The sequence below is a fragment of the Cytobacillus sp. Bva_UNVM-123 genome, assembly GCF_046351715.2.
GTDB lineage: Bacteria > Bacillota > Bacilli > Bacillales > Cytobacillaceae > Cytobacillus.
Map to the genome: position 1 here is coordinate 4,697,315 of NZ_CM177772.1, position 24,977 is coordinate 4,722,291.

23 protein-coding genes and 1 pseudogene are annotated in these 24,977 nt (G+C 33.2%); 1 reads left to right on the forward strand and 23 read right to left on the reverse strand.

The annotated features are described in order from the left end of the window. Window positions 1-3 precede the first annotated feature (3 nt). Window positions 4-393 carry a glycerol-3-phosphate cytidylyltransferase gene (gene tagD, locus KDN24_RS24095; RefSeq protein WP_409973303.1) on the reverse strand — a complete coding sequence of 130 codons (390 nt, stop codon included), beginning with the start codon at window positions 391-393 and terminating at the stop codon, window positions 4-6. Between the two features lie 325 nt (window positions 394-718). On the opposite strand from tagD, the gene KDN24_RS24100 reads away from it, so the two are divergent. After that, on the forward strand, window positions 719-1,426 hold the full coding sequence (locus KDN24_RS24100) for a DUF6270 domain-containing protein (protein ID WP_409973302.1): 708 nt from the start codon (window positions 719-721) through the stop codon (window positions 1,424-1,426). Between the two features lie 246 nt (window positions 1,427-1,672). Here the strand turns inward: KDN24_RS24100 and KDN24_RS24105 are convergent. The 22 genes and pseudogenes from KDN24_RS24105 to KDN24_RS24210 form a co-directional block, all read right to left on the reverse strand. Next, a pseudogene (locus KDN24_RS24105) lies at window positions 1,673-2,906 on the reverse strand (IS256 family transposase). Between the two features lie 114 nt (window positions 2,907-3,020). Further along, window positions 3,021-4,049, reverse strand: a complete 1,029-nt coding sequence (locus KDN24_RS24110; RefSeq protein ID WP_409973301.1) for a sugar phosphate nucleotidyltransferase — start codon at window positions 4,047-4,049, stop codon at window positions 3,021-3,023. A gap of 24 nt (window positions 4,050-4,073) precedes the next feature. Continuing rightward, window positions 4,074-5,066, reverse strand: coding sequence for an N-acetylneuraminate synthase family protein (locus KDN24_RS24115; protein WP_409973300.1), 993 nt, complete (start codon window positions 5,064-5,066; stop codon window positions 4,074-4,076). Continuing rightward, window positions 5,067-5,876, reverse strand: a complete 810-nt coding sequence (locus KDN24_RS24120; protein WP_409973299.1) for a cytidylyltransferase domain-containing protein — start codon at window positions 5,874-5,876, stop codon at window positions 5,067-5,069. It lies immediately after the preceding gene. A 16-nt stretch (window positions 5,877-5,892) separates the two neighbouring features. Further along, window positions 5,893-6,522, reverse strand: coding sequence for an acetyltransferase (locus KDN24_RS24125; RefSeq protein ID WP_409973298.1), 630 nt, complete (start codon window positions 6,520-6,522; stop codon window positions 5,893-5,895). Between the two features lie 20 nt (window positions 6,523-6,542). Next, window positions 6,543-7,592: an N-acetylneuraminate synthase family protein gene (locus KDN24_RS24130; RefSeq protein ID WP_409973297.1), complete on the reverse strand. Its 1,050-nt coding sequence runs from the start codon at window positions 7,590-7,592 to the stop codon at window positions 6,543-6,545. Next, entirely contained in the window at window positions 7,576-8,466 is an 891-nt protein-coding gene (locus tag KDN24_RS24135) for a glycosyltransferase family A protein (RefSeq protein WP_409973296.1), read from the reverse strand. Before KDN24_RS24135 ends, KDN24_RS24130 begins: the two co-directional genes overlap by 17 nt. After that, window positions 8,459-9,625 (reverse strand): LegC family aminotransferase, encoded by a 1,167-nt coding sequence (locus tag KDN24_RS24140; protein ID WP_491348202.1) that lies wholly within the window; start codon window positions 9,623-9,625, stop codon window positions 8,459-8,461. The genes KDN24_RS24135 and KDN24_RS24140 overlap by 8 nt, the downstream gene beginning before the upstream one ends. After that, on the reverse strand, window positions 9,622-10,617 hold the full coding sequence (locus tag KDN24_RS24145) for an NAD-dependent 4,6-dehydratase LegB (RefSeq protein WP_409973459.1): 996 nt from the start codon (window positions 10,615-10,617) through the stop codon (window positions 9,622-9,624). The genes KDN24_RS24140 and KDN24_RS24145 overlap by 4 nt, the downstream gene beginning before the upstream one ends. Next, window positions 10,592-12,415 carry a hypothetical protein gene (locus KDN24_RS24150; protein ID WP_409973294.1) on the reverse strand — a complete coding sequence of 608 codons (1,824 nt, stop codon included), beginning with the start codon at window positions 12,413-12,415 and terminating at the stop codon, window positions 10,592-10,594. The genes KDN24_RS24145 and KDN24_RS24150 overlap by 26 nt, the downstream gene beginning before the upstream one ends. A 23-nt stretch (window positions 12,416-12,438) precedes the next feature. Next, window positions 12,439-15,279: a 6-hydroxymethylpterin diphosphokinase MptE-like protein gene (locus tag KDN24_RS24155; RefSeq protein ID WP_409973293.1), complete on the reverse strand. Its 2,841-nt coding sequence runs from the start codon at window positions 15,277-15,279 to the stop codon at window positions 12,439-12,441. 21 nt (window positions 15,280-15,300) lie between these two features. Beyond that, a complete protein-coding gene (locus KDN24_RS24160) occupies window positions 15,301-16,311 on the reverse strand; it encodes a polysaccharide biosynthesis protein (RefSeq protein ID WP_409973292.1) in 1,011 nt (336 codons plus the stop codon). Window positions 16,312-16,320: 9 nt separating this feature from the next. Then, window positions 16,321-16,920 carry a DUF8042 domain-containing protein gene (locus tag KDN24_RS24165; protein WP_409973291.1) on the reverse strand — a complete coding sequence of 200 codons (600 nt, stop codon included), beginning with the start codon at window positions 16,918-16,920 and terminating at the stop codon, window positions 16,321-16,323. Between the two features lie 136 nt (window positions 16,921-17,056). Then, on the reverse strand, window positions 17,057-18,184 hold the full coding sequence (locus KDN24_RS24170) for a flagellin N-terminal helical domain-containing protein (RefSeq protein WP_409973290.1): 1,128 nt from the start codon (window positions 18,182-18,184) through the stop codon (window positions 17,057-17,059). Between the two features lie 159 nt (window positions 18,185-18,343). Next, entirely contained in the window at window positions 18,344-18,571 is a 228-nt protein-coding gene (gene csrA / locus KDN24_RS24175) for a carbon storage regulator CsrA (protein ID WP_409973289.1), read from the reverse strand. Window positions 18,572-18,573: 2 nt separating this feature from the next. Beyond that, a complete protein-coding gene (gene fliW, locus KDN24_RS24180) occupies window positions 18,574-19,023 on the reverse strand; it encodes a flagellar assembly protein FliW (RefSeq protein WP_409973288.1) in 450 nt (149 codons plus the stop codon). Window positions 19,024-19,130: 107 nt separating this feature from the next. Further along, window positions 19,131-19,712 carry a DUF6470 family protein gene (locus KDN24_RS24185; protein ID WP_409973287.1) on the reverse strand — a complete coding sequence of 194 codons (582 nt, stop codon included), beginning with the start codon at window positions 19,710-19,712 and terminating at the stop codon, window positions 19,131-19,133. A 335-nt stretch (window positions 19,713-20,047) separates the two neighbouring features. Continuing rightward, a complete protein-coding gene (flgL, locus tag KDN24_RS24190; RefSeq protein WP_491348203.1) occupies window positions 20,048-21,265 on the reverse strand; it encodes a flagellar hook-associated protein FlgL in 1,218 nt (405 codons plus the stop codon). A 14-nt stretch (window positions 21,266-21,279) separates the two neighbouring features. Then, a complete protein-coding gene (flgK, locus tag KDN24_RS24195) occupies window positions 21,280-23,280 on the reverse strand; it encodes a flagellar hook-associated protein FlgK (RefSeq protein WP_409973285.1) in 2,001 nt (666 codons plus the stop codon). Between the two features lie 14 nt (window positions 23,281-23,294). Beyond that, on the reverse strand, window positions 23,295-23,783 hold the full coding sequence (flgN, locus tag KDN24_RS24200) for a flagellar protein FlgN (RefSeq protein WP_409973284.1): 489 nt from the start codon (window positions 23,781-23,783) through the stop codon (window positions 23,295-23,297). A gap of 11 nt (window positions 23,784-23,794) precedes the next feature. Continuing rightward, the gene (gene flgM / locus KDN24_RS24205) at window positions 23,795-24,058 is read right to left on the reverse strand and encodes a flagellar biosynthesis anti-sigma factor FlgM (RefSeq protein ID WP_409973283.1); all 264 of its coding nucleotides are present in this window, start codon (window positions 24,056-24,058) and stop codon (window positions 23,795-23,797) included. Window positions 24,059-24,500: 442 nt separating this feature from the next. Next, on the reverse strand, window positions 24,501-24,938 hold the full coding sequence (locus KDN24_RS24210; RefSeq protein ID WP_409973282.1) for a YaaR family protein: 438 nt from the start codon (window positions 24,936-24,938) through the stop codon (window positions 24,501-24,503). Window positions 24,939-24,977 lie beyond the last annotated feature (39 nt).

The following is a 24,977-nucleotide window of genomic DNA, read 5'->3' on the forward strand; positions in this document are numbered from 1 at the left end:
CCCTTATCTTATACTCAAATCTTTTTTGATCTTTGAAGAAGATATTTCTTTTGTCCTAGGGAGATAAATTACTTTACAATAAGGATTTAAAAAGTCAAATTCCCCTTTCCAATCATCTCCCATGACAAACATTGATATCTCTTCTCTAATCACATCAGCAATTTTTTGTTCCCAGTTACACTCAGGAATAACTTTATCTACATATTTTAAAGACTCGAGTAAATATTTTCTATGTTCGTAAGAATGGTAAGCTTTTTTTCTTTTTAGTTTATTAAAATCATCTGTAGATAAGGCAACCGTTAAATGATCTCCAAATCCTCTTGCCCTTTCCAATAATCTTACATGTCCCCAATGTAATAGGTCGAACGTCCCGTAAGTAATAACTTTTTTCATTTTATTCATCCCTTATTCCATCAAGTGATTTTTTATTCAGTAGTTTTTCTATATTTTAAAACAATTATTTCTTATAATCCTAATATATTGTTAGGCCTTTAAAAGTTTTAGAAAAGTTCAATATCTAGTATTCCAATTTTACTATAAATAATGGAAAGACATTTATAATTGAATTATCGGCTATTTCCACAAAAACTTCAGTTCTAGCCTTATACCATTATTTCATTATTCTATGGAAAACCTAGAGGATAAAATAAATGTTACATATTATTTTTGGTATGGTGTATACTTTTAGAAGTAATTTGGATAGAGGTGTGATAAAGAGTTGAAATATTTTATACTAGGCAGCTGTGTAACTAGAGATATCTTTCGTTTCATTTCGACTGACTATCATGTTTCAGACTACTACGCTAGGACATCTTTAAGAAGTATTGTTTCTGAACCATTAATCTATAAAGAGAATGATGTTAAATTAACTTCTAGTTTCCAAAAGCGAACAGTTATTAAAGATTTAGAGAAAACTTTTTTTTATGATATACAGAATACCGACTTTGATTATTTATTAATTGATCTTATTGATGAGCGTTTTGAACTTTTACAAGTTGGTAATTCTATTGTTACACGCTCTACTGAGTTTATAAATTCAGGTTTAGATAGTTCACTTAATGGTACAGGTATTGTTAAAGTAATTGATGATTGGAAAAAAGATTGTTATATCTTTGCAAACCGACTACTCTCCATCGTTCCATCAGAAAAAATAATTATTCATGAAGCATATTGGGCAAAGCAATATTTTGAGGATGGAGTTCTTAAAGATTATCGGAATCAGGAAAAAATTGATGCAAACAACAACATTTTGAAAGAATATTATAATGAATTATACCAATTCACTTCAGCAAAGATGGTAAGGATTGAAAACAGATTTGGAGATTCTAAGCATATGTGGGGACTAGCACCTTTTCATTACACTAAGGAGTACTATAAAGAAGTGTATAAACTAATCATAGAAAAAAAGTATGGGACGGCTAAATAGTTTTATCCAGCCGAATGGAAAAATTAACGAAAAATCTTACAAATCCAGATATAAGGGGCTTATGGAAGCAGCTCATATTTGGCTTTGTAAGATAAAGAAGAGAGAGTCTGTTCCTTATAGAACAGATTTCTGTGGTTTGAAATATTTTGTAAAATATACCCATAAGTAAGGTATCTATTTGGTTTCAATCTCAAAAAGTAAAAAAAGTCGCATATATATAAGGGCTTGTCAACTAAAGTGTGTAAGTTATTCTAAATACTTTAACACACGATCTTTGAGATGGTCATGAAGGAGTAGTTGATTCATCACCATAGCCCACTGTTGAATATGGCCACCATTCCATTTATTTTCTAATTCTTTTGTCCGTAAATATAAGACTTTTAGTAGGGCATTCTCATGGGGGAATGCCCCTTTTTTGGTCACTTTCCGAAAGCTTGAGTGAATGCTTTCAACGGCATTGGTTGTGTACATGATTTTACGTATGTTACTACCATAATCATATAGTTGTTCCACGTGATGAAAGTTTCGTTTCCACACGTCTACAGCACCGGAGTATGTGGACCACTGCTTTTCAAAGGATTCGAACGCACTGTGACATGCTTTAAGGCTTGGGGCTCCATACACTTTTCTTAAGGCAGATGTAAAAGGCTTGTAGTCTTTACTCGGTATATACTTTATGGAATTTCGAATCAAGTGAACCATACAACGTTGAACAATCAGGGAAAATCGCACGTGCTCCTTCTTCCAAACCGCTAACGCCATCCATCGAAATAAAGAAGATATCTTCTACACCACGTGATTTGATTTCATCAAAAATTTGCATCCATTTATGCTTGCTTTCCGTTTCATTTAACCACAGACCAAGAATCTCCTTCTTGCCTTCCATTGTATAACCTAAAATCGTATAGACAGCGTATTTCTTTACTTCATAGTCGTTACGAATCGTTGTATAAAGACAATCTACAAACACAAAAGGATAACAGTTGCTTAACGGACGACTTTGCCATTCTTCTAATTCAGGAAGAACTGTATCCGTAATATCAGAAACCATTTCATGAGACACGGAGAAACCATAGATCTCTTCTATAGTTGAAGAAATATCTCGCTGGGACATTCCTCTGGCATACATAGAAATAACCTTATCCTCAATCGCGGATACGTCTCTTTTACGCTTTGGAATAAGTTGCGGTTCGAAAGAACCATCACGATCACGTGGTACAGTAATTTCAACTTCTCCTGTAGTGGTTTTAACTGATTTTCTCCCATACCCATTTCTTCTATTGCTTGTTTCTTTTTCTCCCTTATCATTTGATTCATAGCCTAAATGATGGTTCAACTCACCTTTTATCATCGACTCAAACATAGGACCAAATATGTCTTTTAATGCATTCTGCATATCCTCTACAGATTTAGGTTGATACTGTTCAATAATCTTGTTAGCTAATTCTATGGAGTTAGGATCTCTTTTCAATTTCCCCATCAAGAAACACTCCTTTAGATTTATACTTATTATTCTATCAAATAAAAAACTGTGTGAGTAAGGAACCGTACGCATTCCTTACTTACACAGTTTATATTACACTCCCATATATAATCATAATAGCCTGTATTTCTTCGCATTCTCAAGTTCTTCAATTGTTCCGATATCAAACCAATATCCACTTAACTCATATAGAGATACTTTATTACCTATCGAAAGACTGTCATTAATTAGCATTGGTATATCTTTTTTTTCATTTACATTCAATAATTGAAGTACTTCTCGATTTATCACATATATCCCTGAACTAACTAGATGCTCATAACTTGGTTTTTCGATAATTCCTTCTAGATGTAAGTTTTCATGTTGTAATACCCCAAAAGGCACGTTTATAATATACTTCCTAGCACAAACAGTGATACTTGCCTTATTATTTAAATGATATTTTAATAACGCAATAAAATCTACTTGCGCTAATATATCTCCATTCATAACGATAAACTGACTACATTTCGATAAACTACTATCCATCAAAGAAAGCGAGCCCGCCGTTCCTAAAGGTATCTCTTCTTCTATGTAATCAATAGTTGCACCAAAATCCCTGCCATCCTTAAAATAATCCATAATTATTTCTTTTTTATAATTTACAGATAAAATTATTTGGGTGAACCCTTGACTGACTAAATTTTGAATAATTTCTTCAAGAATTGGCTTTTTCCCAACTTTAATCATTGGTTTAGGTATTTCTTTTGTAAGTGGATATAATCTTCTTCCTAAACCTCCGACCATTAACACGACAGGAGTTTTTTGAGTTTCAAAATCATTAAGGAGTAATATATCAACTAATTTCTTACCCGATAATACAGGTAAATGCCTCTTCCTATTTGTAATGAGAATGCGTTTACCTTCTTCAAGAGGTATGTTGTTTTGGATTGAAATAAAGTTCTTATTCATCCATTTTCCAACAGGATCTGTTAAAATGCCACCATTTATGATCGCTCTTCTAAAATCCCCGTCTGTAAATATTCCTTTTAAGATCTTTCCATTATCCACTATACAAACCATTCCATGCCCATTTTGATTCATTTTTTCTACGACCGATGATAGACATAAATTTTCTTCTATCATAAATTTATCAAGCATATTTTAAAACCACCGTTTCATTACTTAATCAGTAATTTGTATTTTAAAAATGGGCATATTTTTTTTAATATCCTCTGTTGCATAGAAAGTTCCATTCAAGTATTTATTAAAGTAAATACTATCTCTTTCCTCTTCAATTACTTTTAAAACTGTATTTGTTTGTGTAAGCTTCTCACCTTTTAAAATTTTTCTACTAGCTACTAGTTTTTTTTGCCGTTCTCTATATTTTTCTTCATCAGGGAAGAGATTAAAAACATTCGAATCTAGTGTAATTATATTTAATTTTTCTAATTGATTTTTAATAATGAGCATCTTATCCAAACCTACAGCGGCTGAATAATCTATTCTTTCTACACCTTCATCAAGAGTGATATGCTTCTCAAAAACACGTGCACCTAATAAATAAGCATATTCTATCCCTTTAATCGCATCCCTATTATCATATGGTGAATGATCTGCATAACCGATTAAAATATTTGGATATCTATCTATTAGAGCAGAGATTCTTAAAAGTCTAGCATTTATTAAGTCTGTAGGGAAAGCTTGAAAACCATGCATTAATATTTTTAATTGTTCTCCAAAGAATTCGACTGCCTCTTCTATTTCATCCTCAGTTCTTCCACCAATCCCGAGAATAATCGGTTTTTGAGAATCTTTAATTCTCTGTAATAATGGCTGATCATAAAATGAAACAGAGTGTATGTCTATAAAATCGACCAATTCTGAATGCTTGATAACCCAATCTATTGCTAGCATATCCAACGGCATCAAAATCACTTTTAAACCTAGTGATTTAGCAAATCGAATAATCTTTGTCCATTCACTTAGCTTTAGTACCATTTTATTAATGGCATCAAATTGGCTATGATTATCGACCATATATGTGGACAAATCTCCTATAACTTGAAATTTAACACCTTCAAAGTTTCCCTTTTTAGTCAACTCTACTAATTTTAATAAGTAATTTATGTCTCCTTCATGATGAAATGCTGTTTCTGAATAAAGAAAATATGACATCTATTTAACCCCGTTAAAATTAATTATTTGACATTTTTTTAATCTTTCATTCATATCATATCGAAATTCGCTATAACTTATCAGCCTATTTTGTGGTAATTTTACAAATGTTGCTTCCAACATTTCACTATTTTGAATATTATTTTTTAGAACACAATCGATAATGCCTTCTGTAGAAATAAATTTATTTTTTGTATAATATAATATTTCCCGAGTTCTCTGTAAATCTATTGGGGTATCTACTGTTAGTGAGTATTTATTTAACTGTTTTCTTTCATCATATAAAATGACTCCTGCTTTATATAAATCTGGGTTATATAAATACAGCATCATATACTCACTTTCATTTTGGTTAATTCTACTAGCACAATCTATTAGAGTTTCTATGTTTATTACTTCAGCAGTACTTCCAACTGGTAGCCCTTCAATTCGTGAGTACTCCCATTCATGCTCCAAATGCAACTTAATCTGATAATCTAATAAATTTTGATCTGTAAAAACATTATCTCCTGTTATACGTACTAAATGAGTAGCTTTCTCAAGCGTACCAATCTCAATCATTCTTGAGATTACATTTTCTGCAGATCCTCTATATATTTTTATTTTATGGTCTGATGCGAAATCTTCTAAGATATCATCAACACTTTCATTAGAAGTTGCAATATATATATCATCTATACAAGATACAGTCTTCATTCTTTCTATTAATACATCTAGTATTACTTCTTTTTCAAGTACTCTTCTCAGAATTTTATGAGGAAGTCTTGTTGAAGTTGTCCTAGCAATAATACACCCTACGACTTTGCTCATTTAACTTCTATCCTTTCTATTTCGCAGGAATACCTTTTACTACTGTATTAGGTGCTACATTCTTCACAACAACCGCTCCAGCACCAACAATTGAATTCTTACCAACAATCAATTTAGTCCCTAAAGATTTACCTTGAAGAATTGTTGAGCCAGTTCCAATATAACACCCTTCACTAAGTTTCACATTTCCCGAGATATTTGCACCAGGGGATATTGTTACAAAATCTTCAATAATACAATCGTGCCCCACTGTAACATTTAAGTTGAATATACAAAAATTACCTATTTTAATATTATTAGTAAACCTAGACCCTGCACAAAATACATTCCCAATTTTATACTTTAATTTTTCTCTTTGTTTATAACCAAATGTTACTGAAGGATGAATTAAGTTAACATAATTTAAATCTAGAAACTTTCGATAGATTTTTTCCCTTATATTAGCTTCGCCAACACCGATTAAAAAATCAATTTCTTCATGTTTTATTTGTTTTAATTTTTCTTCAGAAATAATTTCTAATCCACTGACCGAGTCTACTGCATCGAAGTTATCTATTAAAAATATTGTTTCATAGCCTACTTCATGGGCAATGTCGGCAAATTCTCTTGCTAATCCTGAAGAACCAAATATCCCTAAAGTTTTCATAATAGAATATCCCTTTCATTTTAAAAATCTTCATGGGTTAAAAGTTGATCATATACTATGTGTCTCTTTGCCTTTTTTCCAACTATAAAATTTATGTATTTAGGTTCTATACCTGTTCCCGGTCTTTTAAAATCTAAATCATCAATTTCGATAATTTTATCTTTCAGAATATCTTTAGCCGCTACAATGCTTCTTCTAAATGCTGGAATTTTTTCCTCATCATATTTTGTTAAGTGACGTCTATAGCTTCCTAATGCTTCACTTATTCTTTGACTACCCTCAACTATTTGTACTAAATCATTATAATCTGCTGATACCTTATGATCCCAGCCAAACATTTCCTTATCAAGAGTAAAGTGTTTTTCAATAATCGAGGCGCCTAAAGCGACAGAAGCTAATGGTATTTCAACCCCGATTGTATGATCAGAAAAACCAACACTATATGGTTTATAATAGTCTTGAAGCATAGTTATATTTCGCAAATTAACATCTTCATCTCTTGGTGGGTAGTTAGAAACACAGTGCAATAACACGATTTTATTATGATATTTTTCAATACAGCGGATTGCTTCATCAATTTCTGATATCTCAGATAGACCAGTAGCTAATACAATTGGAACTTCTTTAGCTGCAAGATACTCTAGAAAAGGGTAATTATTCAAGTCCATTGATGCAACTTTAATAAATGGAATTTTCAATTCATCTACAAGAAAATTTGCTTCCTCTTTCGAAAAAGGTGTACAACCAAAATCTATATTTTTCTCATCACAATATTGTTTTAATTTTTTAAAATCATCCTTGTCAAAACTAAATTCTTCAACTATTTCTTCTAATGTATAATCATTCCTATTACGATAATCATCTCCTAAAAAATAATTATCTTCGTAAACTTTCTTAGAAAACACACTATCTTTCGTCCAAGATTGAAACTTCGCGCAATTTGCCCCCGCACTAACAGCCTGATCTATTAATTTTTTTGCTAAATTTAAATCTCCATTGTGATTAGCTCCGATTTCAGCGATTATATACGGTTTACTGAAATTCTTAATATCTTCAAAAATAAATCTCACTTTCTAGCTCCTCACTATTTTTTATTTGTGTCCACCATGGATAGTATATTTTTTTTTGTTTATTCATATATGATTGAAAGCGTTTTGCAACCCTCAAATCATTTTCAATGTTTAATTTGAGCTTTTCCAGTCTTTTAAGTTCTTTTGAATACCATGCATCGAAATCTGTAATGTGCGAATACTGGATTATTTTTGTATCTAATATAAACATATAAGTCTCAATAGAATCCTCATCATTTAATCCAATATTATTCTCATGTAGAACATAGTTTGTAAACGTTCTATTTTCAAAGAACGCATTAGTATCTATTAATAGGTAACTTGCAAATAGCCAATCAACAATTTTTAGGTTTTCATCAATATAAATATTTCTAAGGACATTTAAGGTTTTTTTATGAACTGCCAAATGAGAGAATCCAATTAAATTACATTCCCTAATCATTGATTTATTTATGACCTTTTTTTTATATAAATATGTCTCCACAAGGTTTCTTTGGATTACTTTATTTTTATGATTAATCAAGTGTAATTCGTTTATTACTATAGGATGTTTTTTCAAGGTCTCCATCAACACTTCTACTCTATTATGTGCGAATGTATCATCTATATCACCAAATATAATGAAATCGTAATTACTTTCATATAACCAATCTATCGCTTTAAGTCTATTTTGCGCAATACTTGAACAATTGTTCTCTTCAATATGAATATCTAAGCCTGATAGGTGAAATAATTTAAGTTCCTCTGTAGAGCAGCCATCATTAAAAAGTATTAACTTAAATTTTTTTACTGATTGAGACTCAATAGATTTAATAAAATTATTAAAAAACCTCTTTGCTCTAGGGTAAACAAATGTAACGAATGCGCTATTCATTTTCTTCAACCGTTATAGGAGTACTTGGTATGTTTAAAGTTTTTTTATATAGTGACTCACACACTGATAAATCTGATTTAGGACAATCCTTGTACATTGGTAAATGGTGCAACGGAGTCCAAATAGGACGACTCATAATACCTTGCTCGTTTAAAAATTCAAGTACTTTTTCTAACTCATACTGTTCATCAATTATTATTGTCTGTAGCCAATAATTACTTCTGGAGTGTAAAGGCTCCTTAAATAATTTTACACCTGTGAGTTGCTTTACAAGTTTTTCATATATATCTGCTAATCCGCGTTTTTGTTCAATAAAATGTGGTAGCTGTTCCATTTGTGCACAACCAAGAGCCGCATTAATATTTGGCATTCGATAATTGTAGCCAATTTCGTCGTGCTCATATTGCCAACGATGATGTAATTTAGCGGTAGTAGTTAAGTGTTTAGCGTAATCTGCAAGTTCATCATCATTAGTTACAATTGCTCCACCGCCACCGGTAGTTATAATTTTATTGCCATTAAAACTGATAGCATTTATTTTTCCGAAACTAGCCGTATGCTTACCTTTATAATATGTTCCAAGCGACTCCGCTGCATCTTCAATTAACATTAAGTTATATCTGTCACAGACATTAAGAATGCCATCTATATCCATTGAATGTCCAAATGTATGCATCGGCACGACTGCTGAAATATGACGTCCAGTTAGTTTGTTAAATAAATGGCCACCATGCATTTCTCCGATTTTTTTAAGATGATCATCAAGTTTTAAAGGATCAATTCCCATTGTTTCATTAGATACATCAATAAAATGAGGTATTGCATTTAAGTATGAAACTGCATTAGCGGTTGCAACAAAAGTAAGTGAAGGTATCAGTACTTCGTCATTTGCCTTTACCCCTGCCACTTTCAGTGCAATATGAAGGGCTGCTGTACCATTTACAACTGCAACTGCACGTTTTACACCAATAAACTTTGCTAACTCTTCTTCAAACTTGTTAACGTAAGAGCCTACTGAAGAAACCCAGCCAGACTCAATACAATCTGTAACATATTCAATCTCCTTGTGATTGAATGTAGGTTCATGTAGAGGTATAAATTTACTATCATAAATTATCTTTATTTTTTTTACAAATTGAAGCCATTCTTCTTGATTCATATATTATATACATCTACCTTATATTGAGATAAATTAACTGGATTTGTAAACCAATCTACTGTTTCTTTTAAACCAAGCTTAAATCCATCAATGCCACCATATGATGGCTCCCAACCAATCAATTTTTTTGCCTTTTGGTTATCTGCCCAAAGTCGTTCTACTTCACTTTTTTCTGGACGGAGACGAATTTCATCAGTTTCAATTTCAATTTTTTTTCCCATAACCTCAGCTATTGCATTTGCTGTGTCACCAATCGAAATTTCATAATTGCTGCCGATATTTATTACTTCTCCGATTGCTTTCTCGCTATTCATAATTGAAATAAATCCACTCACAGTATCTTTTACATAGTTAAAATCTCTCGTCGGACTTAACGCACCTAATTTAATTTTTTCTTTCCCTGACGCCAGTTGTGTAATAATCGTCGGAATTACTGCTCGCGCTGATTGGCGTGGTCCATATGTATTAAATGGACGAATTACAGTCACTGGTGTTTCAAAGGAACGATAAAAAGACAGAGCCATTTGATCGGCACCAATTTTCGATGCAGAATAAGGAGACTGGCCATGTAGTGGATGTTCTTCGTTTATAGGAACATATTGTGCCGTACCGTATACTTCGCTTGTGGATGTATGAACAACTTTCGAAACACCCAAATCACGAGCTGCTTGTAATACGTTTAATGTGCCTTTAATATTTGTTTCCACATATGTATCTGGAGAATGATATGAATATGGGATCGCAATTAGAGAAGCTAAATGAAGAACAGTATCGAAGCCTCTCATCGCTTCTCTCACACCATGCGGGTCACGAATATCTCCCACAAATATATCTAAGTTTTCTTTAATTTCTTTCGGTGAGTGATCTAACCAACCCCATGAATTAAATGAATTATAGTAAGCAAATGCTCGAACAGTGTAACCTTTCCGGATTAATGCTTCTGTTAAATGTGAGCCGATGAAACCATCAGCACCTGTTATTAAAATTTTCATCATATATCCCCTCCTCTAATCGACTTATTAGAAGATATTGGTTATTTATAATACTATCTAATAATTGTTTTACTGGTTTTTCTTTTAGTAGAACATCTAATGTAGATTTACTCCAAACGTGAACATCTTTGAACCAGTGCCCAAATGTCGAACTCGTTTCATTTAACATCGTTAAAACGAAATAAACTTTAGCCTTTTCTATTTCTTTATTCTTTAAAGATTTATTAGTAGATAGTCCCTTTTTTATTAACGTAAAGTATTCATCTTTAGAATTAGCTTTTTTTACAAATCCAGAATCAGAATAGTAGACATTATTTTTTACAATCACTTGTTTTCCAATCATTGCTGCTTCAATACCGACAGTAGATGTGTTAGGTAGAACTAATTGTGCATTTTTTATGATACTATAAGTACTAAAATCTGAATCAGCTTCAATAAATCTAAATAAAGGTGAGTGACCGAAGCTACTAATTAATAATTCAGCCAAATCTTTTCCAGTACCAAATCTCCGCTCGTAGGGATGTTGACGAACATATACATTTACCTTACATTTATTAATTAAGAAATTTATTGTTTCCAAGAGCCATTCATCAAAATAAATAAAACAATCTTCGTCGGAAAAGGAGGCACTATCCCAAAAAACATTTAATGGGATTACCACTAGTGGCTTATTTAATTTATCCTCAGTCTTCTGAGAAAAGTACGTTTCAATATGTGTTTCTGCAATTCTCAAAAGCTTATTTTCCTGTGTCTCGTTTAGATTTGTTGCAACTAATTTAATATCCCTTTGGTAAATAGTAGGTCCTTCTATTGAATAAGAATATCCTGAACGAATGTATTCTGAGGAATAAACTTTTATTTTTAGAGACTTTGCTAAAACATACAATGACGCCCAATCACCATGGACTCCAGTCCAAGTGTATACTTTTTCAAAATTATTTTTTTGCAAGAAACCTTTTATCAATTTTGCATTTTCTAACCATTGCGATTTTCTAATATTCAATTTCTCATCATTTTTATCTAAAATGACATTCCTAGAATACCAAACCTGGTTATAATAAATATACTGGTGGATATTCCTTTTTTCCTCTTCCGATAATTCAATAGCTCTTTGTTCACTAATTTTTTCAAATTCTATACCATATTTTTCAGATACCTTACTTAATAAATTTTCTATTAGTATATTTTGAATTTTAGTAAAGCCTGCTCCCTTGCTTAAATCTCCATCATTCGATAAATCATTAAATAAAAACTCTACATACATACCCTTCAATCGAAGTAGTACTCCAAGTGTTATGAAATAATAAGGGTGTGGTTGACCTACTCTTTCTCCCACCATAATGGCAATTGAGCTAACTTTTTTCTCAGAAATGATCATATTCGTGTTCAAAAGCAGATTTTGAATATCTTTATTAGTTGATAAAATTGGGGTTTCCTCCCAATCAATTACCCAACTAAAGTCCTCATAAGGAACATAAAATAGGTCACTATTTAATACATCTGTACAAATCACTTTTTTTATACTATTCCAAGCACTCGTACAAACTAATACTATCGCATGCTTATTTATAGGAAATTGACTCAAGAATCCATCTGCATTAATCACATTTTTCCCTTCAAAAGATTCTTTTTCACCAGCACTCTCCACAAAAAATAAAACATCTTCTTTAACATTAATTTCAAAGAAATCTTTTAATTTCCTGTATAATCCTCCAGTTCCCCATACAATAATTTTTTTATCAGCAACCTTTTCTCTAAACTCTTTTCTCAATTGAGATTTAAAGACACTTATATTCATAGAGAGATTTTCCCTTCCTGTCATTATATAAGAATTACTGGTCTAAACCCCCATAGTTTATCCTGCTCATTACTAGCCACCTCAACATATTTGTTAATATTTAATTCTCCAGTTTTTAATTGATGGAATTTACTATAAACAATTGCTTTACTGTTATCGCAGTGAACAAAACTGTATAATCCCTGTCTACTTTCTGTAATTCTATGATGATTCCACACAAATTCATCATCAGGGTTTACCGTTTCATTTAAATCTGAGTTCGCAATATATTCTAGCCATTCATCTTTGTTTTTTTCTCTGTTTAACTGTAACAAACCTACATTCACATCAGAAATTCCACCAATTTCAAATTGGTTCTTTAAACCTTTAACTAAATTTGTAAAACTAATATAGTTTTGTATATTTCTATCTGCAATTAGCTTTTTATGATTATCAATTTTATCAACCATAATAAAATAAAAATCCCCATCAGGATTTCCTTCTGATTCAAGATGTATAAAGTTCTTTGTCTCTGTTCCTAAACCACTTATAAAACCAACTTTATTTATATTAGCTTGATAGTGACAACGGATTCTTTTTCCTTTTTCTAGTTCTTCTAAACTTAACACTTCATCAATATGCAGTAACCTGCCACTTTCTTCAATTTCAATACCGTAAAATAAAAAAGAAGAATTATTCATTAACAGGATTTCTACTATGTGTTCACATTCAGACAATCCTTCTACTTCATAAATAATTGATCCTAAGTTACGTGATTTATTTACACTTTTTTTAATTTCTCCATCAATAATAACCTTAAATATATTAAAATTATCCACTATCTGCCCAATTACTTTGAACTTAGTACCTGTAAATCTAAATGAAACTGAAGTTGTTTCATCAACTGTTTGATTTTTACTAATAAAAAAGCATATTTCTTTTTCTATTAATTTTCTATTCCAACTACCTCGAAAACTAAATGCCCCGCAAGTACTTGAATAAAATTTATAATGTCTATTATTTATCAATCTTTCAAAATCAAAATGAATCTTAAAAACTATGGCAGCTATTTCTTCCATTATAGATTTACATCTTTGTAAGTATGGAACAAATGAATCGATAATGTATTTTGCTCTCTCAATTTCATTCGTTTGTCTACGTATATTTGCGGTTCTAATACTTAATGCTTGAAATTCAGAACGATTAATAGGCTGTACGAAAGAAGAATAACTCTCATTTGTAATTATTTTCCTTATTATTTTGTCAAATTTCAATACTAACTTCGAAAGTTTATTTATGTTTTTTAGTGAAATATTCTTATTCATTGCGTCAATTAATGAGCGTATTTCCTTGTACAAACTCCAAAAGTCGAATATAGACTTCTCTGTTCGTTCAATTCTATTTAGTAAACTCTTTTTATCATACTGATTATTTTTTTGTAAATACCAATCATCATCAACAACAGGTTTCGTAAGACTTTCATGAATCAGTTGCTCAAGCATTTTAAATGTAGTTCCAGATATTGCTGCTCCACCTTTTGTTGAATTAATTGTCTCAATGTGAGGGAATTTTTTTATTTGAATTTCAAGAAATATACGCATGTTATTAAAGGAATGATTTGTTTCAACTGCATTTCCTACTACATCTTCTACTAACAAAACTTCTTTTTTATCTTCAGCGTTCAAATCTATTGGACGGTTTGTTTTTTTGTAATTAACATCTTTTGCATAAAATTGTTCATTTTTAAACGCTAAGTTCTGCCCTACAAATATTATAGGATTACATCCTAATTTAGCAGCCAATTGAAATGTTACCGCAGCAATTGTTGGAGCGTCATCAACAAAATCAAGCTTACTTCCATCAACATTCTTTAAGTAATAGGGTGAAATTGTATCTTGGCTAGTAATCATATGTAGTTTTGGCCCAGGATACATATTTAAGGTTTCATAGCCTACACTCGTTCCATAAATCATTGGTACAGTTTTAATTCCTTGTTCTATTATAGTAGCAAAGACATTATAATTATAATCCTGAGGGTCATATGTGCAAACTGCATCAGGCATTATATTTTTAGCGATTAAAGCCTTATTTGCTGATCCAACTGCAAAAATATAAGCCAGCTTATTCTCCTTTATATTTCTTAAATTATCATATTCTTCTTCTAAAGATGGTCCAGCCGATACGATAATTAACGGCCTATCTTTAAAATATTCTTTATATTTCCCATTCAATATATTCGGAGTTTGTATCGTCTTAGGAAAATTAATTAAGCTATTTAATGTCCACCGGACACTAAATGCTCGATCAACATAATATTCTTTTCTTTTACTAGCAACTGCCTCTTTAAAATCTTCAAAAAATGCCCGATATTCCTCTTTAAATATTTGTTTATAGCTTGGTAAAACAATTAATAATACTCTCTCTTGAATCTCATGAATAAAACGATTGAGAAACCTCTTTCCCTGTTCACGTGATTGTTCAACAACAAGATCCTTCAATCGGTGAACTGGGAATTGATTTATACTACTCGTATTCGTAAACATTTGAAATATTTCTATTTTGGGCTCATATATTGAAAAAAGATACTCTGGATGGCGCTTCATAAATTCTTCAATATGGTAACCAAGACCAATACCATAAAACAAAACGTGTTCATAGTTTTTTACTTCTTCAGAAAAACTATCAATAAACTTTATTGCTTCCTTCTCTGGATCGTATTTACTATGAACTAGTAGTGCTCCTCCCTCAATATAATATTGAATAGTTGATTGTCCAGTTTTAGATTCTATTAGTTTAACATGCAAAGTATCTACATTATTTTCTATTAGCGACTGATATAAATTAGGAAAGTTTCGCTTTAAATATATTTCATTTTCAAGAATCATATATATCCCTCTTTTAAGTTGTTAATCAATTAATCGTTCGTTGAGAAACCAATCGTACAACGTCTCTTTATTAATCGCCAATTTTTCAGTTACAACTGGTGGTTCTTTTATTGGATTTGCATCTCTATATCGTCTATTCTGAGCATAAGAAGGTAGTATAATATACATGTTTTCTCGTTCCAAAGCGATGCGAATTTCATCCTCTGTCATTAACTCTTCAAACATTTTTTCTCCAGGACGGAGCCCAATTTCTTTTATTTTAATTGGATTTTGTATAGCTCGTTTTTTAGTTACTTGTTCAACTAACACTTCAACTAATTCACTTAGCCTGATAATTGGCATTTTCAGAACAAACACTTCACCACCTCTAGCTAATTCGTTTGCTTCAAGCATTAACGAGATCGCTTGTGATGGAGTCATCATGTAACGAAGCATATGCTTATCTGTTACAGTAACTACATTTTTCTCCATAATTTGTTTCTTGAAAAGCGGAATAACAGAACCTCTCGATCCCATAACATTACCAAATCGTACAGAACTAAAAATCGTCTGTTTCGGACCTTTTTGATAGTCTGCTGCTGAAATAAGTCTTTCAGCTGTTAGCTTTGTTGCTCCATAAGTATTTGTTGGTGAGATTGCTTTATCTGTACTTGTAAACAATACCTTTTTTACTTTAGCCGATAGTGCACATTGAATCACATTCTGTGTCCCAATAACATTCGTTTGAACCGCTTCGAACGGATTATATTCACAAGAAGGGACATGCTTCATAGCGGCAAGATGAAATACATAATCAATATCCTCCATTGCACGCAACAAGCGTTTTTCATCACGAACATCTCCGATTAAATATCTAATATTTCTGTATTCGGAATATTCTTGTTGCATTTCGAATTGCTTATATTCATCTCTACTGAAAATTCTGATTACACTTGGATTGTATAGAAGAAGCTCTTCTAATAAGTAACGCCCTATCGTTCCTGTTCCACCAATAATTAGGATCTTTTTCTCTGAATACATACTTACCCTCATTGCCATTACCTACTTAGCTGAATTTTGTTGTTGAAAAAGTTTTTCTGTCCCTTTGTGAATGACTTGAAATTGCGGTAAAATTTCATATTGAATAATATCTGCAATTAGAATAGAATCTTTATTTTCAAGCGCTTCTAATAAATTGGGCAATTCCACTTCAAAAGTTGCTACAATTTTAATAAACTCATCCCAACCATTAATCTCTTGTTGAGCATTATCAATACCTTTAATCGTTTCATAAATCCAATTGATTCCATCCAATAGCTGATGTAGTGTTAGCCAGCTTTGCTCAGTAGGATTTTGATAAAATTCATTGATGAGACGTTCAATTTCAGGAATCGCTCGCTGTGTATATGTATTTAAAGAAACTAATAGATTGCCAATAAATTCTTCAATAGTTTGTACGACCACTTTAATATCTTTTACATTATCAATATGAGCTAATATATACTCCTCGTGGTCTTCAAAAACCTCTACCCCATCAATAACTAAATGACTAAAAAAGCGACTTTCAGTTGAAAGCTCACTATTAATTTTTTCAATTAATGCCTGAATACCTAGTTGGTTACGATCAAATGAATATGTTTTATCCAATAGAGTTAGGTTCATGCCGTTATTCCTCCGAACTAAATGATATACCTATTTTATCGACAAAATTCAGCAAAACTTAAGAAATTTCACCAAGGGAATAATTGGAAGAGGATATAAAAGAACCCTAGCAACAGCCAGGGTTCTAAAATATAAATTATTGAAGTAATTGTAATACTGATTGTGGACGTTGGTTAGCTTGAGCAAGCATAGCTTGAGAAGCTTGAGAAAGGATATTGTTCTTCGTGAACGCCATCATTTCGTTAGCCATGTCTACGTCACGGATACGAGATTCAGCTGCTTGTAGGTTCTCAGAAGAGTTGCCTAAGTTACTGATTGTGTGCTCTAAGCGGTTTTGGAACGCACCCATCTTAGAACGCTCTGCAGATACTTGGTTAATAGCTGCATCGATAACAGAGATTGCTGCAGTAGCTGCTTTATGAGATGTAATATCTAATGCGTGAACTGTGGAGCCACCAGCATTACCTACATCTGTCATAGCATTATTACTACCCTTTGCAAATGAAGCTCCAGAAGATTTAGCCACAAGTTCAGCTGATACTACAGTACCATTTTCTGTTGTAAACTCGTTTCCATCTTTCTTTAAGGATCCATCAGCTGCAAAGTATTCTTTATCATCTGTATCTGTAAGTGATGCATTTTTGATTCCAGTTGCGCCTTCTTTTGCATAAGATGCAGAACCTACTTGAGCACTAGTACCACCTGAACCAGCTATTCCTAATGCTTCTGCACGCATATCAAAAATATCTACTGTGAAGTTTTGTGCAGAGTTAGCTCCCACTTGCATTTTTAATCCGCCACCGCTTGTTGTACCCGCTTTGGAAACAAAACCATCATCTAAACGTTGTGAACCATTCAACAATTTCTTCTGGTTAAACTCAGTATTGTTACCAATACGGTTGATTTCAGAAGTTAATTGAGTAAGTTCTTTTTGCAATTCTGCACGGTCTTGATCTGTGTTTGTATCATTAGAAGCTTGATTAGCTAGTTCACGCATACGTTGAAGGATTGCGTGTGTTTCGTTTAATGCACCTTCAGCTGTTTGAATTAAAGAAATAGCGTCTTGAGAGTTACGTTGAGCTTGGTTTAAGCCACGTACTTGTCCACGCATTTTTTCAGAGATTGCTAGGCCAGCTGCGTCATCCCCAGCACGGTTAATACGAAGTCCTGAAGAAAGCTTCTCCATAGATTTTGTGCCGCCAAGTTGGTTTGCACCCATTTGACGGTAAGCGTTCATAGCTGGTAAGTTGTGATTGATAATCATTGATTGTTTCCTCCTTGAAATATGTTTGTCCCACATCCATGTGGTTTTAGTTATAAAAAGAAACTCTACTAGGTCGGCCGCCCTAGTTTGAATTTCTAGTATACGTTTTTAATATCGGCAATGGCTTATAGTTGTTTAGCATTTTTCAAATAAAAAAATTTATTTTTTTATTTGAGTATTGAATTTCGTTAATAGGTCTAAAGATACAGTTGTTGCTTTTGTGTTTTCTTCTTGGATGGCGAGATAAATTTCTTTTCGATAGATGTCAATATTTTTGGGCGCTTCAATGCCGATTTTGATTTGTTCGCCCTCTATAGCCAGAATTTTGATTTCAATATTATCCCCGATTTGAAGAGCTTGGTTTAGCTTTCTAGTTAATACGAGCATTTCTACTCCTCCTTGCCTTGAGAGGATTGGCGTTGCAGCAATAAATGCTTTGTTTGATATGGCGAGTCGCTTAAAATAACTTGCTTTCCAAATTTTTTTGCTTCATTAATGACGATTGGTCCTTGCAAATTGGCTGTTGTATTCTGGAATGGCTCAGCAATCGTTAATATGGCAAAGACGACAACATCTTCCTGTTTTTCAATTTCTAAAGCCTCTATAATTGGATCAGATAGATTAATGGAATAGTTCTGGAAGAAATCAAATGGACTAACAACAACAAATGCAAGTGCTGGTGTTTTCACCGATTGCATTATAAAGAATGAGCTGTCATCCGCAAACGGCATGATGTAAAATTGTTGTTCATCTAAGAAGCTTGGAATTCCCTGAGGGAAATGGACAATTTCTGTTTCATTAATTTCTACTTCCCCATGATATTTCGTTTTGATTTTCATTAAATTCACCACGATTATTGTAATTTTTTTGTTGAATGGTAGTTCGGTACTATTGATAGAGTTTAAAAACTGTTCATTTTAGCACAGCAATTTTTCAAATTAATTGATTAAAATACTTGGTCAACCGTTGCACCAACGGCTTGAATTTGTAAGTTTGCCTTTTGTTTTAAATAGATTTGCAAATCACCTTGATTGAACTTAATGATTGGCTTATGAGGTTTTACTCGTAATTTAAAGTTTTCTAGATTCACATCTATTTTATTATCTGATGGTTTGTAATGAATTTTCACTTTGGACATTGATGATGGCACAAATCCGATATTGAATTCTTTTTGTGATGGTTCGCTTTTGTTTTTGGCAATTTGCGGGATAACACTTGAGTTTTGATTTTCGATTTTCATTAACTGATCGCCTTCAGCCGCTTTAGCTGCAAGTGCTTGTAGCACCTTCTGCTTCGATTTAAAAAACTGCTCCTTCGTCATTCGAAATGGATGCTTTAACCCTGCATCTGCAAAGGCCTCCGTTTGATCAATGGTTAATTTACCTTTTGTTTTATGCACTTTCACTTCTGGCTGTGGTTGATTATAAGTTAGTTCCGCCTGCGGCTGCCTAATTTGAATCGTCGCATTTCGTTTTTCAATTCCAAGTTTTGCAAATGTATTATGTAATTCTAGGCGAGGTAGCTGCATCTTATTAAGTCGCCTCCCTTCTCAACAGAATATTTATTTATCTATTAATCAGTATATATGTGTAGATTAACTGCATACGGATCGAATGTGTTGTGAATCGATCATACACTTGTCTTACTTTTCTCATCGACATCAAATGAGGAATTTTAATGGGTGATAATATTAAATTTATATTAGCCCAATTCATTCTTTATTTTATCGAAGTTGCTAGAAGCAAACAAATAATTCTATGCTTATCATCGTGAAAGAATAAAAAAACAGCCAACTATTCGTTCAGTTAGCTGCCTTTCCAACATCCAATTCTATTTTTAATTCCGATTAATTAATGCTTCAACCTATCTTAAGAAATCCATTAATGTTGGCTGAATAATTTTAGCACCGGTTGCTAAGGAAGCACGATGTAAGCTTTCCTGTGTCTTGAGATCGATAATGACTCTTTCAAAATCGATGTTTTCATTATCAGACATTGTTTTGGTGGCGATCACTTCTTGTTGAAGAAGACGATTCTCAACCATTTCCATCCTGTTTACTTGAGCACCGAGTTCAGCCCGAGTAGAGACGATATCGTCTAAAAATCCGCCGATTAAATCAATGGCCTTTGTAATTTCGGCACCTTTAGCATTCGGATCATTTAATAGCTTTTTAACAGATTCTAAGCCTGAAAACAACTCAACCGAAAAGGCGTTTGACGATTTTGTATTAATTGGGATAGTAACACCTTTCATTATCTCAATCTTTACATCCTGTGTATTTGAAGAGACAGCCGTTTTCTTAGAAAGAACGAGATTATTCACATCTGTTAATTCCTTCTTCATTTCCCGCTTTTCTCCGTCACGATCATTAAATGTCTCTAACTTCATATATTCAATGTTCCCATTTGCATTGATTGTAATGCTTTCACTTGGACTATTAAGAAATTCTGGTGATGTAGGATTTGCTGGATCATAGTCAGGATTTTTGTAATTAACGATCGGCTTTACTACGAATGAACCAAAATTCGAATCATATACATATGACTGTCCTTTATAACCGATTACATATCCTTCTGGATCAACAGGTGGTGTTGCATTTAAGTCCGCGATAAATTTATTAATATCCATATCGACTTCACTTAAGTTAATCGGTGGATTCGTTGTGTCTGTTCCATTAAAAATATAGTTATCGCCAACTTTCGTATTCGCTAAAGCAACAATATGCTCTTGAAGTCTTTCGATCTCTTTCGCAATATTTTGGCGTTCACCTTCTCCATAGTTATCAGTCGATGCTTGCACCGATAGCTCGCGAATACGCTGCAACACTTGTCCAGCTTCCTCTAAAGCGGCGTCTGAGTTTTCCATCCAGTTAAACCCTTCATTTAAGTTGCGCTGGAATTGTTTAACTTCAATTACCTCTGTGCGATAACGCATACCTTTCATTGCCACAACTGGATCATCAGATGGTCTTGTGATTTTCTTCCCCGAATTGATTTGATCCATAATTTTTGAATAGCGGTTATAGTTTTGATTAATATAATTCATATTGCTGTTTGTCAGCATTGTTTGAGTTACACGCATATTTTCACCTACTCCTATCTACCGACAATACCCATGCCATTAATGATTTTATCAAGCATTTCATCAATCATTGTAATATTTCTTGCAGAAGCATTATAAGCATGCTGGAATTTAACTAGATTTGTCATTTCTTCATCAAGTGATACATTACTAATGGACATTCTTCGGAATTCGACCGAATCCCTCATAATCGTCGCAGTATCCTCCATGCGAATTGCTTCAGACGTGTTATCCCCTAGTTTTCCAATAACCCCTTGATAGAAAGAATGAACATTTGTCATATTTCCACCATAGCTTAGAATAGCGTCTTTCACTTCAGCAAGCTTTAAAGCATTCGAGCCATTTCCGATAAAAGCTTCGTCACTTGCAGACATTCCGTTTGCAGAGAAAGTTGTAGTCCAAGTGTCTCCGGCAGATTGCTTAGAGACATTGGAATAGTCTAGCTTCACCCCAAGTATTGTCTCAGGATTCTCTGTAAATTCAGTATACCCTGTCGCTGGGACACTAGAGATATCATTCCCATCCTTATCTTTCGCTGTTAACTTATACTGCCACTTTCCATTTGTATATTGAATGCTTACTTCAATGTCCTTTGCATCTTTCCATTCCTGTGGAGCGTTTTCTTTATCATAAATTCCAGTAAATATCGGATTCCCTAATGTCTCCTTGTTAACTGAAGAGTTGCGATTAAATGTACCTGAAAGAACATTACCTTCCGCAGCAGCGGCAATATTTTGGACATCCTTTAAAATTTCGTCAGACACTTTGATTTTTCCAGCAATTCCTTTGAAGTTAGTGTCTGTTGCATCTGGTAATGTAAAGAAATCAAGGGCTTTATTTTCTCCATCACGAATTTCATTTAAGCTCCATCCCGCACTATGGACAAGGTTGAAATGTGTAGCAAATGTATAAACCATTTGGTCCAAATCAGCTAACATATCATTATATGTACCTTTTAGATTGCCATCCTTGTCTTTGTAACCATAGCCATCGATAAAGCCCTTTAGACGCCCATTTGTATTAAATGAAGTAAAATTATCAAGCTCGTATCTGACTGCTGATGTATTGTTATCAGCTTCTGTATTTGTACCTACTCCTTTAAAGCCTGTGCCATTTTCATTTAGTTCAAAAAACTTAATTCCTGTTACAGGACTGTCTAATTCTAATCGACTTTCGTATTGAATATGAATCCCGACTGCGGTATGTGTTTGAGAATCAATTAGCTTGATTGGTCTTCCATTTACGTCTTTTAGAACATCGCCTTGAGGAGTCGTTATGTATATATCGACTAAGCCCTCTGCTTCTGAAGAAGCCATGCCACCACTTGTTCTTCTTTCGACTTTAATATTCATGGTACTAGACAGTTCATCAATTAATTTATCTCGCTGATCGTATAAATCATTAGGCAGATAGCCATGGGGTTCGATCGAACCAATTTGTTTATTTATTTGATTAATTTGTCTTAATATCGAATTTGCGCGCTGCTGGGTAACATCAATTTCATTTCGATAATCCTTTTGTACAGATTGCAGCGAGTCGTATATATAATTAAACGTATTTGCTAAAGCAATCCCACGTTCACGAACAACCCGTCTTGCACCATCATTTTGTGGCTGAACAGATAAATCTTGCAGGGCATTCCAAAACTCATCCATTGTGTGGGCCAAACCTGTATCAGTTGGCTCATTCATAATATTTTCTACTTGAGTAAGGACTTCGGATTTAGCCTGCCAATAGCCTAATTTGCTGCTTTCAGACCGGTATTGTGTATCAATGAAACTATCACGCAGTCTTTGGATACTTTTTGCCATAACCCCAGTTCCCAGCTGGCCCGGAATTTGTGGTCGATTGATCCCAGGTGTTGGAAATGGATTTGTTTGGGCAAAATTAACACGCTGTCTAGAATACCCTGGTGTATTCACATTCGAAATATTGTGCCCTGTTACATATAGAGCAGCTTGCTGGGTCTGCATTCCACGTCTGGCAACCTCTAGCCCATGAAAAGTTGAAATCATAATTCGTACCTCCGTTAAGCTTTTGAGTCGAAAAGAGAATGAATTTCTTTCTGTTCATCCTGTACTGTTGGATTGTAATTGAAGGATTCCATATCCGGAATTAACAAATCTAATGATAAATTTACAAATTGCAAGGATTGTTCAAGCATATCTTGATTCAATTGGTTACGCTGCTGCAAACTCAATAATTGAGCTGCCAAGCTTTCCTTTAATTCATAAAGGCACTCTCTTTGTTCATTAGGGAAATACTCAATCATTGTAGATAATGTAAGATTTGCATCAATGATCCCTTTTTTCTCTGAAATTTCTTTGCCTAATTTAAAAATTTCAGCTTCAAGTTTTTGAATAATCTGGATATGCTTATTCTCTTGCTTTAAGATTGTTTGAAGTGTTTCTATATCATTTCTAATAATAATATCCGTCTTCTCAACGGCAATTTTATATAAATCTTTTTGGTGTTCAATGAGTTTTTCTAAATTTCGTTTCATTTTTTCAAGAGGCATTTAGTTCCCTCCTAAAACTCGTTATTCCAAAAAGAATACATTTTCTCTGCAATCTTTTTTGGTTCAATTTCGTACTGGCCAGAATCAACTTTATTTTTCAATTCTTCGACGAATTGTTTCCGTTCTAGTTCAATTGGATTGCCTTTTTGCAATTCTTTCGCTTCTGTTGAAATTTCAAGTTTATCACGCTTACTAGCTTTCGCAATGCCTTCCATTTTTTCCATTTGTCTATTATATGGATTTAAATTGACTTGTCCGATATTATTTATTTTCATCTTTATGTCACCCCTTTTTTCGAGTATCTTTCAAGTTCATATTCTGAGGTAGATGAATACATGTTGTTTATTATGAAATAGAATTTTGTCATTTGATCGATTTATATTTGCAACTAAAAAAAACGATTGTATTCAACATGACTTCTTAGTTGGAGTCTGTCTTTTATATCGGTTATTTAATGCAATTGTTAAAGGGTTTTGCATATTTATTTTAATCGTAGGCTCTGTTAACATTGGCTGTTGATTTCCACTCCAGGTTGCTCGCTTTCCGCGGGCGGTCCGGAAGCCTCCTCGGTGCTATCACACCTACGGGGTCTTCCCTGTCCCTTCCTCCCGCAGGAGTCTCGCACCTTCCGCTCCAATCAACAGGTGCATAAATCAACAATTCCCTTTAACAGAGCCTAATCGTAAAAAAACTATTAGCAGACTCACTAATAGTTTTTTACGTGTAAATATTAATAAGTAAACCTTTTATCTCTCCAACCATACTTAAAATGTCCATTGACTTTTTCTCTTTATCAAGAACTGTATTTGTTAAGTCAATTAATTTTTTATCGACTTCTTTAACAATTTTATAAATCTTTGTCCGGCCACGGCGGTTGAATCCTCGTTGTTCTTCGAGCTGTAATCCATTTTGTACCGCTTCTTCCATAAAGCCTTTAATCATTTTTTTGTATTTACGCAGTTGGTCAACAGTACGGTTTTCGACAAGGACCTTTCCTTGTTCTTCAATCTCCTGCACCATTTTTGTCATCTTATCATAAACGGTTTGCTGTCGGTTTTTTGACATAACCTCTTGAAAAGTGACACTTTCAGCTGGTATATTATTTTTTCCTTGAACTTTACTTACATCGATTTTACCTACTTTTTGGACTTCCATCTGCTAGCCGCCCCTTTTTATAACAATAATCAAGTTCTC

Coding starts and splice junctions, on each gene's coding strand:
- tagD (WP_409973303.1), bottom strand. CDS start 393: ATGAAAAAAGTTATTACTTACGGGACGTTCGACCTATTACATTGGGGA.
- KDN24_RS24110 (WP_409973301.1), bottom strand. CDS start 4,049: ATGCTTGATAAATTTATGATAGAAGAAAATTTATGTCTATCATCGGTC.
- KDN24_RS24115 (WP_409973300.1), bottom strand. CDS start 5,066: ATGTCATATTTTCTTTATTCAGAAACAGCATTTCATCATGAAGGAGAC.
- KDN24_RS24120 (WP_409973299.1), bottom strand. CDS start 5,876: ATGAGCAAAGTCGTAGGGTGTATTATTGCTAGGACAACTTCAACAAGA.
- KDN24_RS24125 (WP_409973298.1), bottom strand. CDS start 6,522: ATGAAAACTTTAGGGATATTTGGTTCTTCAGGATTAGCAAGAGAATTT.
- KDN24_RS24135 (WP_409973296.1), bottom strand. CDS start 8,466: ATGAATAGCGCATTCGTTACATTTGTTTACCCTAGAGCAAAGAGGTTT.
- KDN24_RS24140 (WP_491348202.1), bottom strand. CDS start 9,625: ATGAATCAAGAAGAATGGCTTCAATTTGTAAAAAAAATAAAGATAATT.
- KDN24_RS24145 (WP_409973459.1), bottom strand. CDS start 10,617: ATGAAAATTTTAATAACAGGTGCTGATGGTTTCATCGGCTCACATTTA.
- KDN24_RS24150 (WP_409973294.1), bottom strand. CDS start 12,415: ATGAATATAAGTGTCTTTAAATCTCAATTGAGAAAAGAGTTTAGAGAA.
- KDN24_RS24155 (WP_409973293.1), bottom strand. CDS start 15,279: ATGATTCTTGAAAATGAAATATATTTAAAGCGAAACTTTCCTAATTTA.
- KDN24_RS24160 (WP_409973292.1), bottom strand. CDS start 16,311: ATGAGGGTAAGTATGTATTCAGAGAAAAAGATCCTAATTATTGGTGGA.
- KDN24_RS24165 (WP_409973291.1), bottom strand. CDS start 16,920: ATGAACCTAACTCTATTGGATAAAACATATTCATTTGATCGTAACCAA.
- KDN24_RS24170 (WP_409973290.1), bottom strand. CDS start 18,184: ATGATTATCAATCACAACTTACCAGCTATGAACGCTTACCGTCAAATG.
- csrA (WP_409973289.1), bottom strand. CDS start 18,571: ATGCTCGTATTAACTAGAAAGCTAAACCAAGCTCTTCAAATCGGGGAT.
- fliW (WP_409973288.1), bottom strand. CDS start 19,023: ATGAAAATCAAAACGAAATATCATGGGGAAGTAGAAATTAATGAAACA.
- KDN24_RS24185 (WP_409973287.1), bottom strand. CDS start 19,712: ATGCAGCTACCTCGCCTAGAATTACATAATACATTTGCAAAACTTGGA.
- flgL (WP_491348203.1), bottom strand. CDS start 21,265: ATGCGTGTAACTCAAACAATGCTGACAAACAGCAATATGAATTATATT.
- flgK (WP_409973285.1), bottom strand. CDS start 23,280: ATGATTTCAACTTTTCATGGGCTAGAGGTTGCCAGACGTGGAATGCAG.
- flgN (WP_409973284.1), bottom strand. CDS start 23,783: ATGCCTCTTGAAAAAATGAAACGAAATTTAGAAAAACTCATTGAACAC.
- flgM (WP_409973283.1), bottom strand. CDS start 24,058: ATGAAAATAAATAATATCGGACAAGTCAATTTAAATCCATATAATAGA.
- KDN24_RS24210 (WP_409973282.1), bottom strand. CDS start 24,938: ATGGAAGTCCAAAAAGTAGGTAAAATCGATGTAAGTAAAGTTCAAGGA.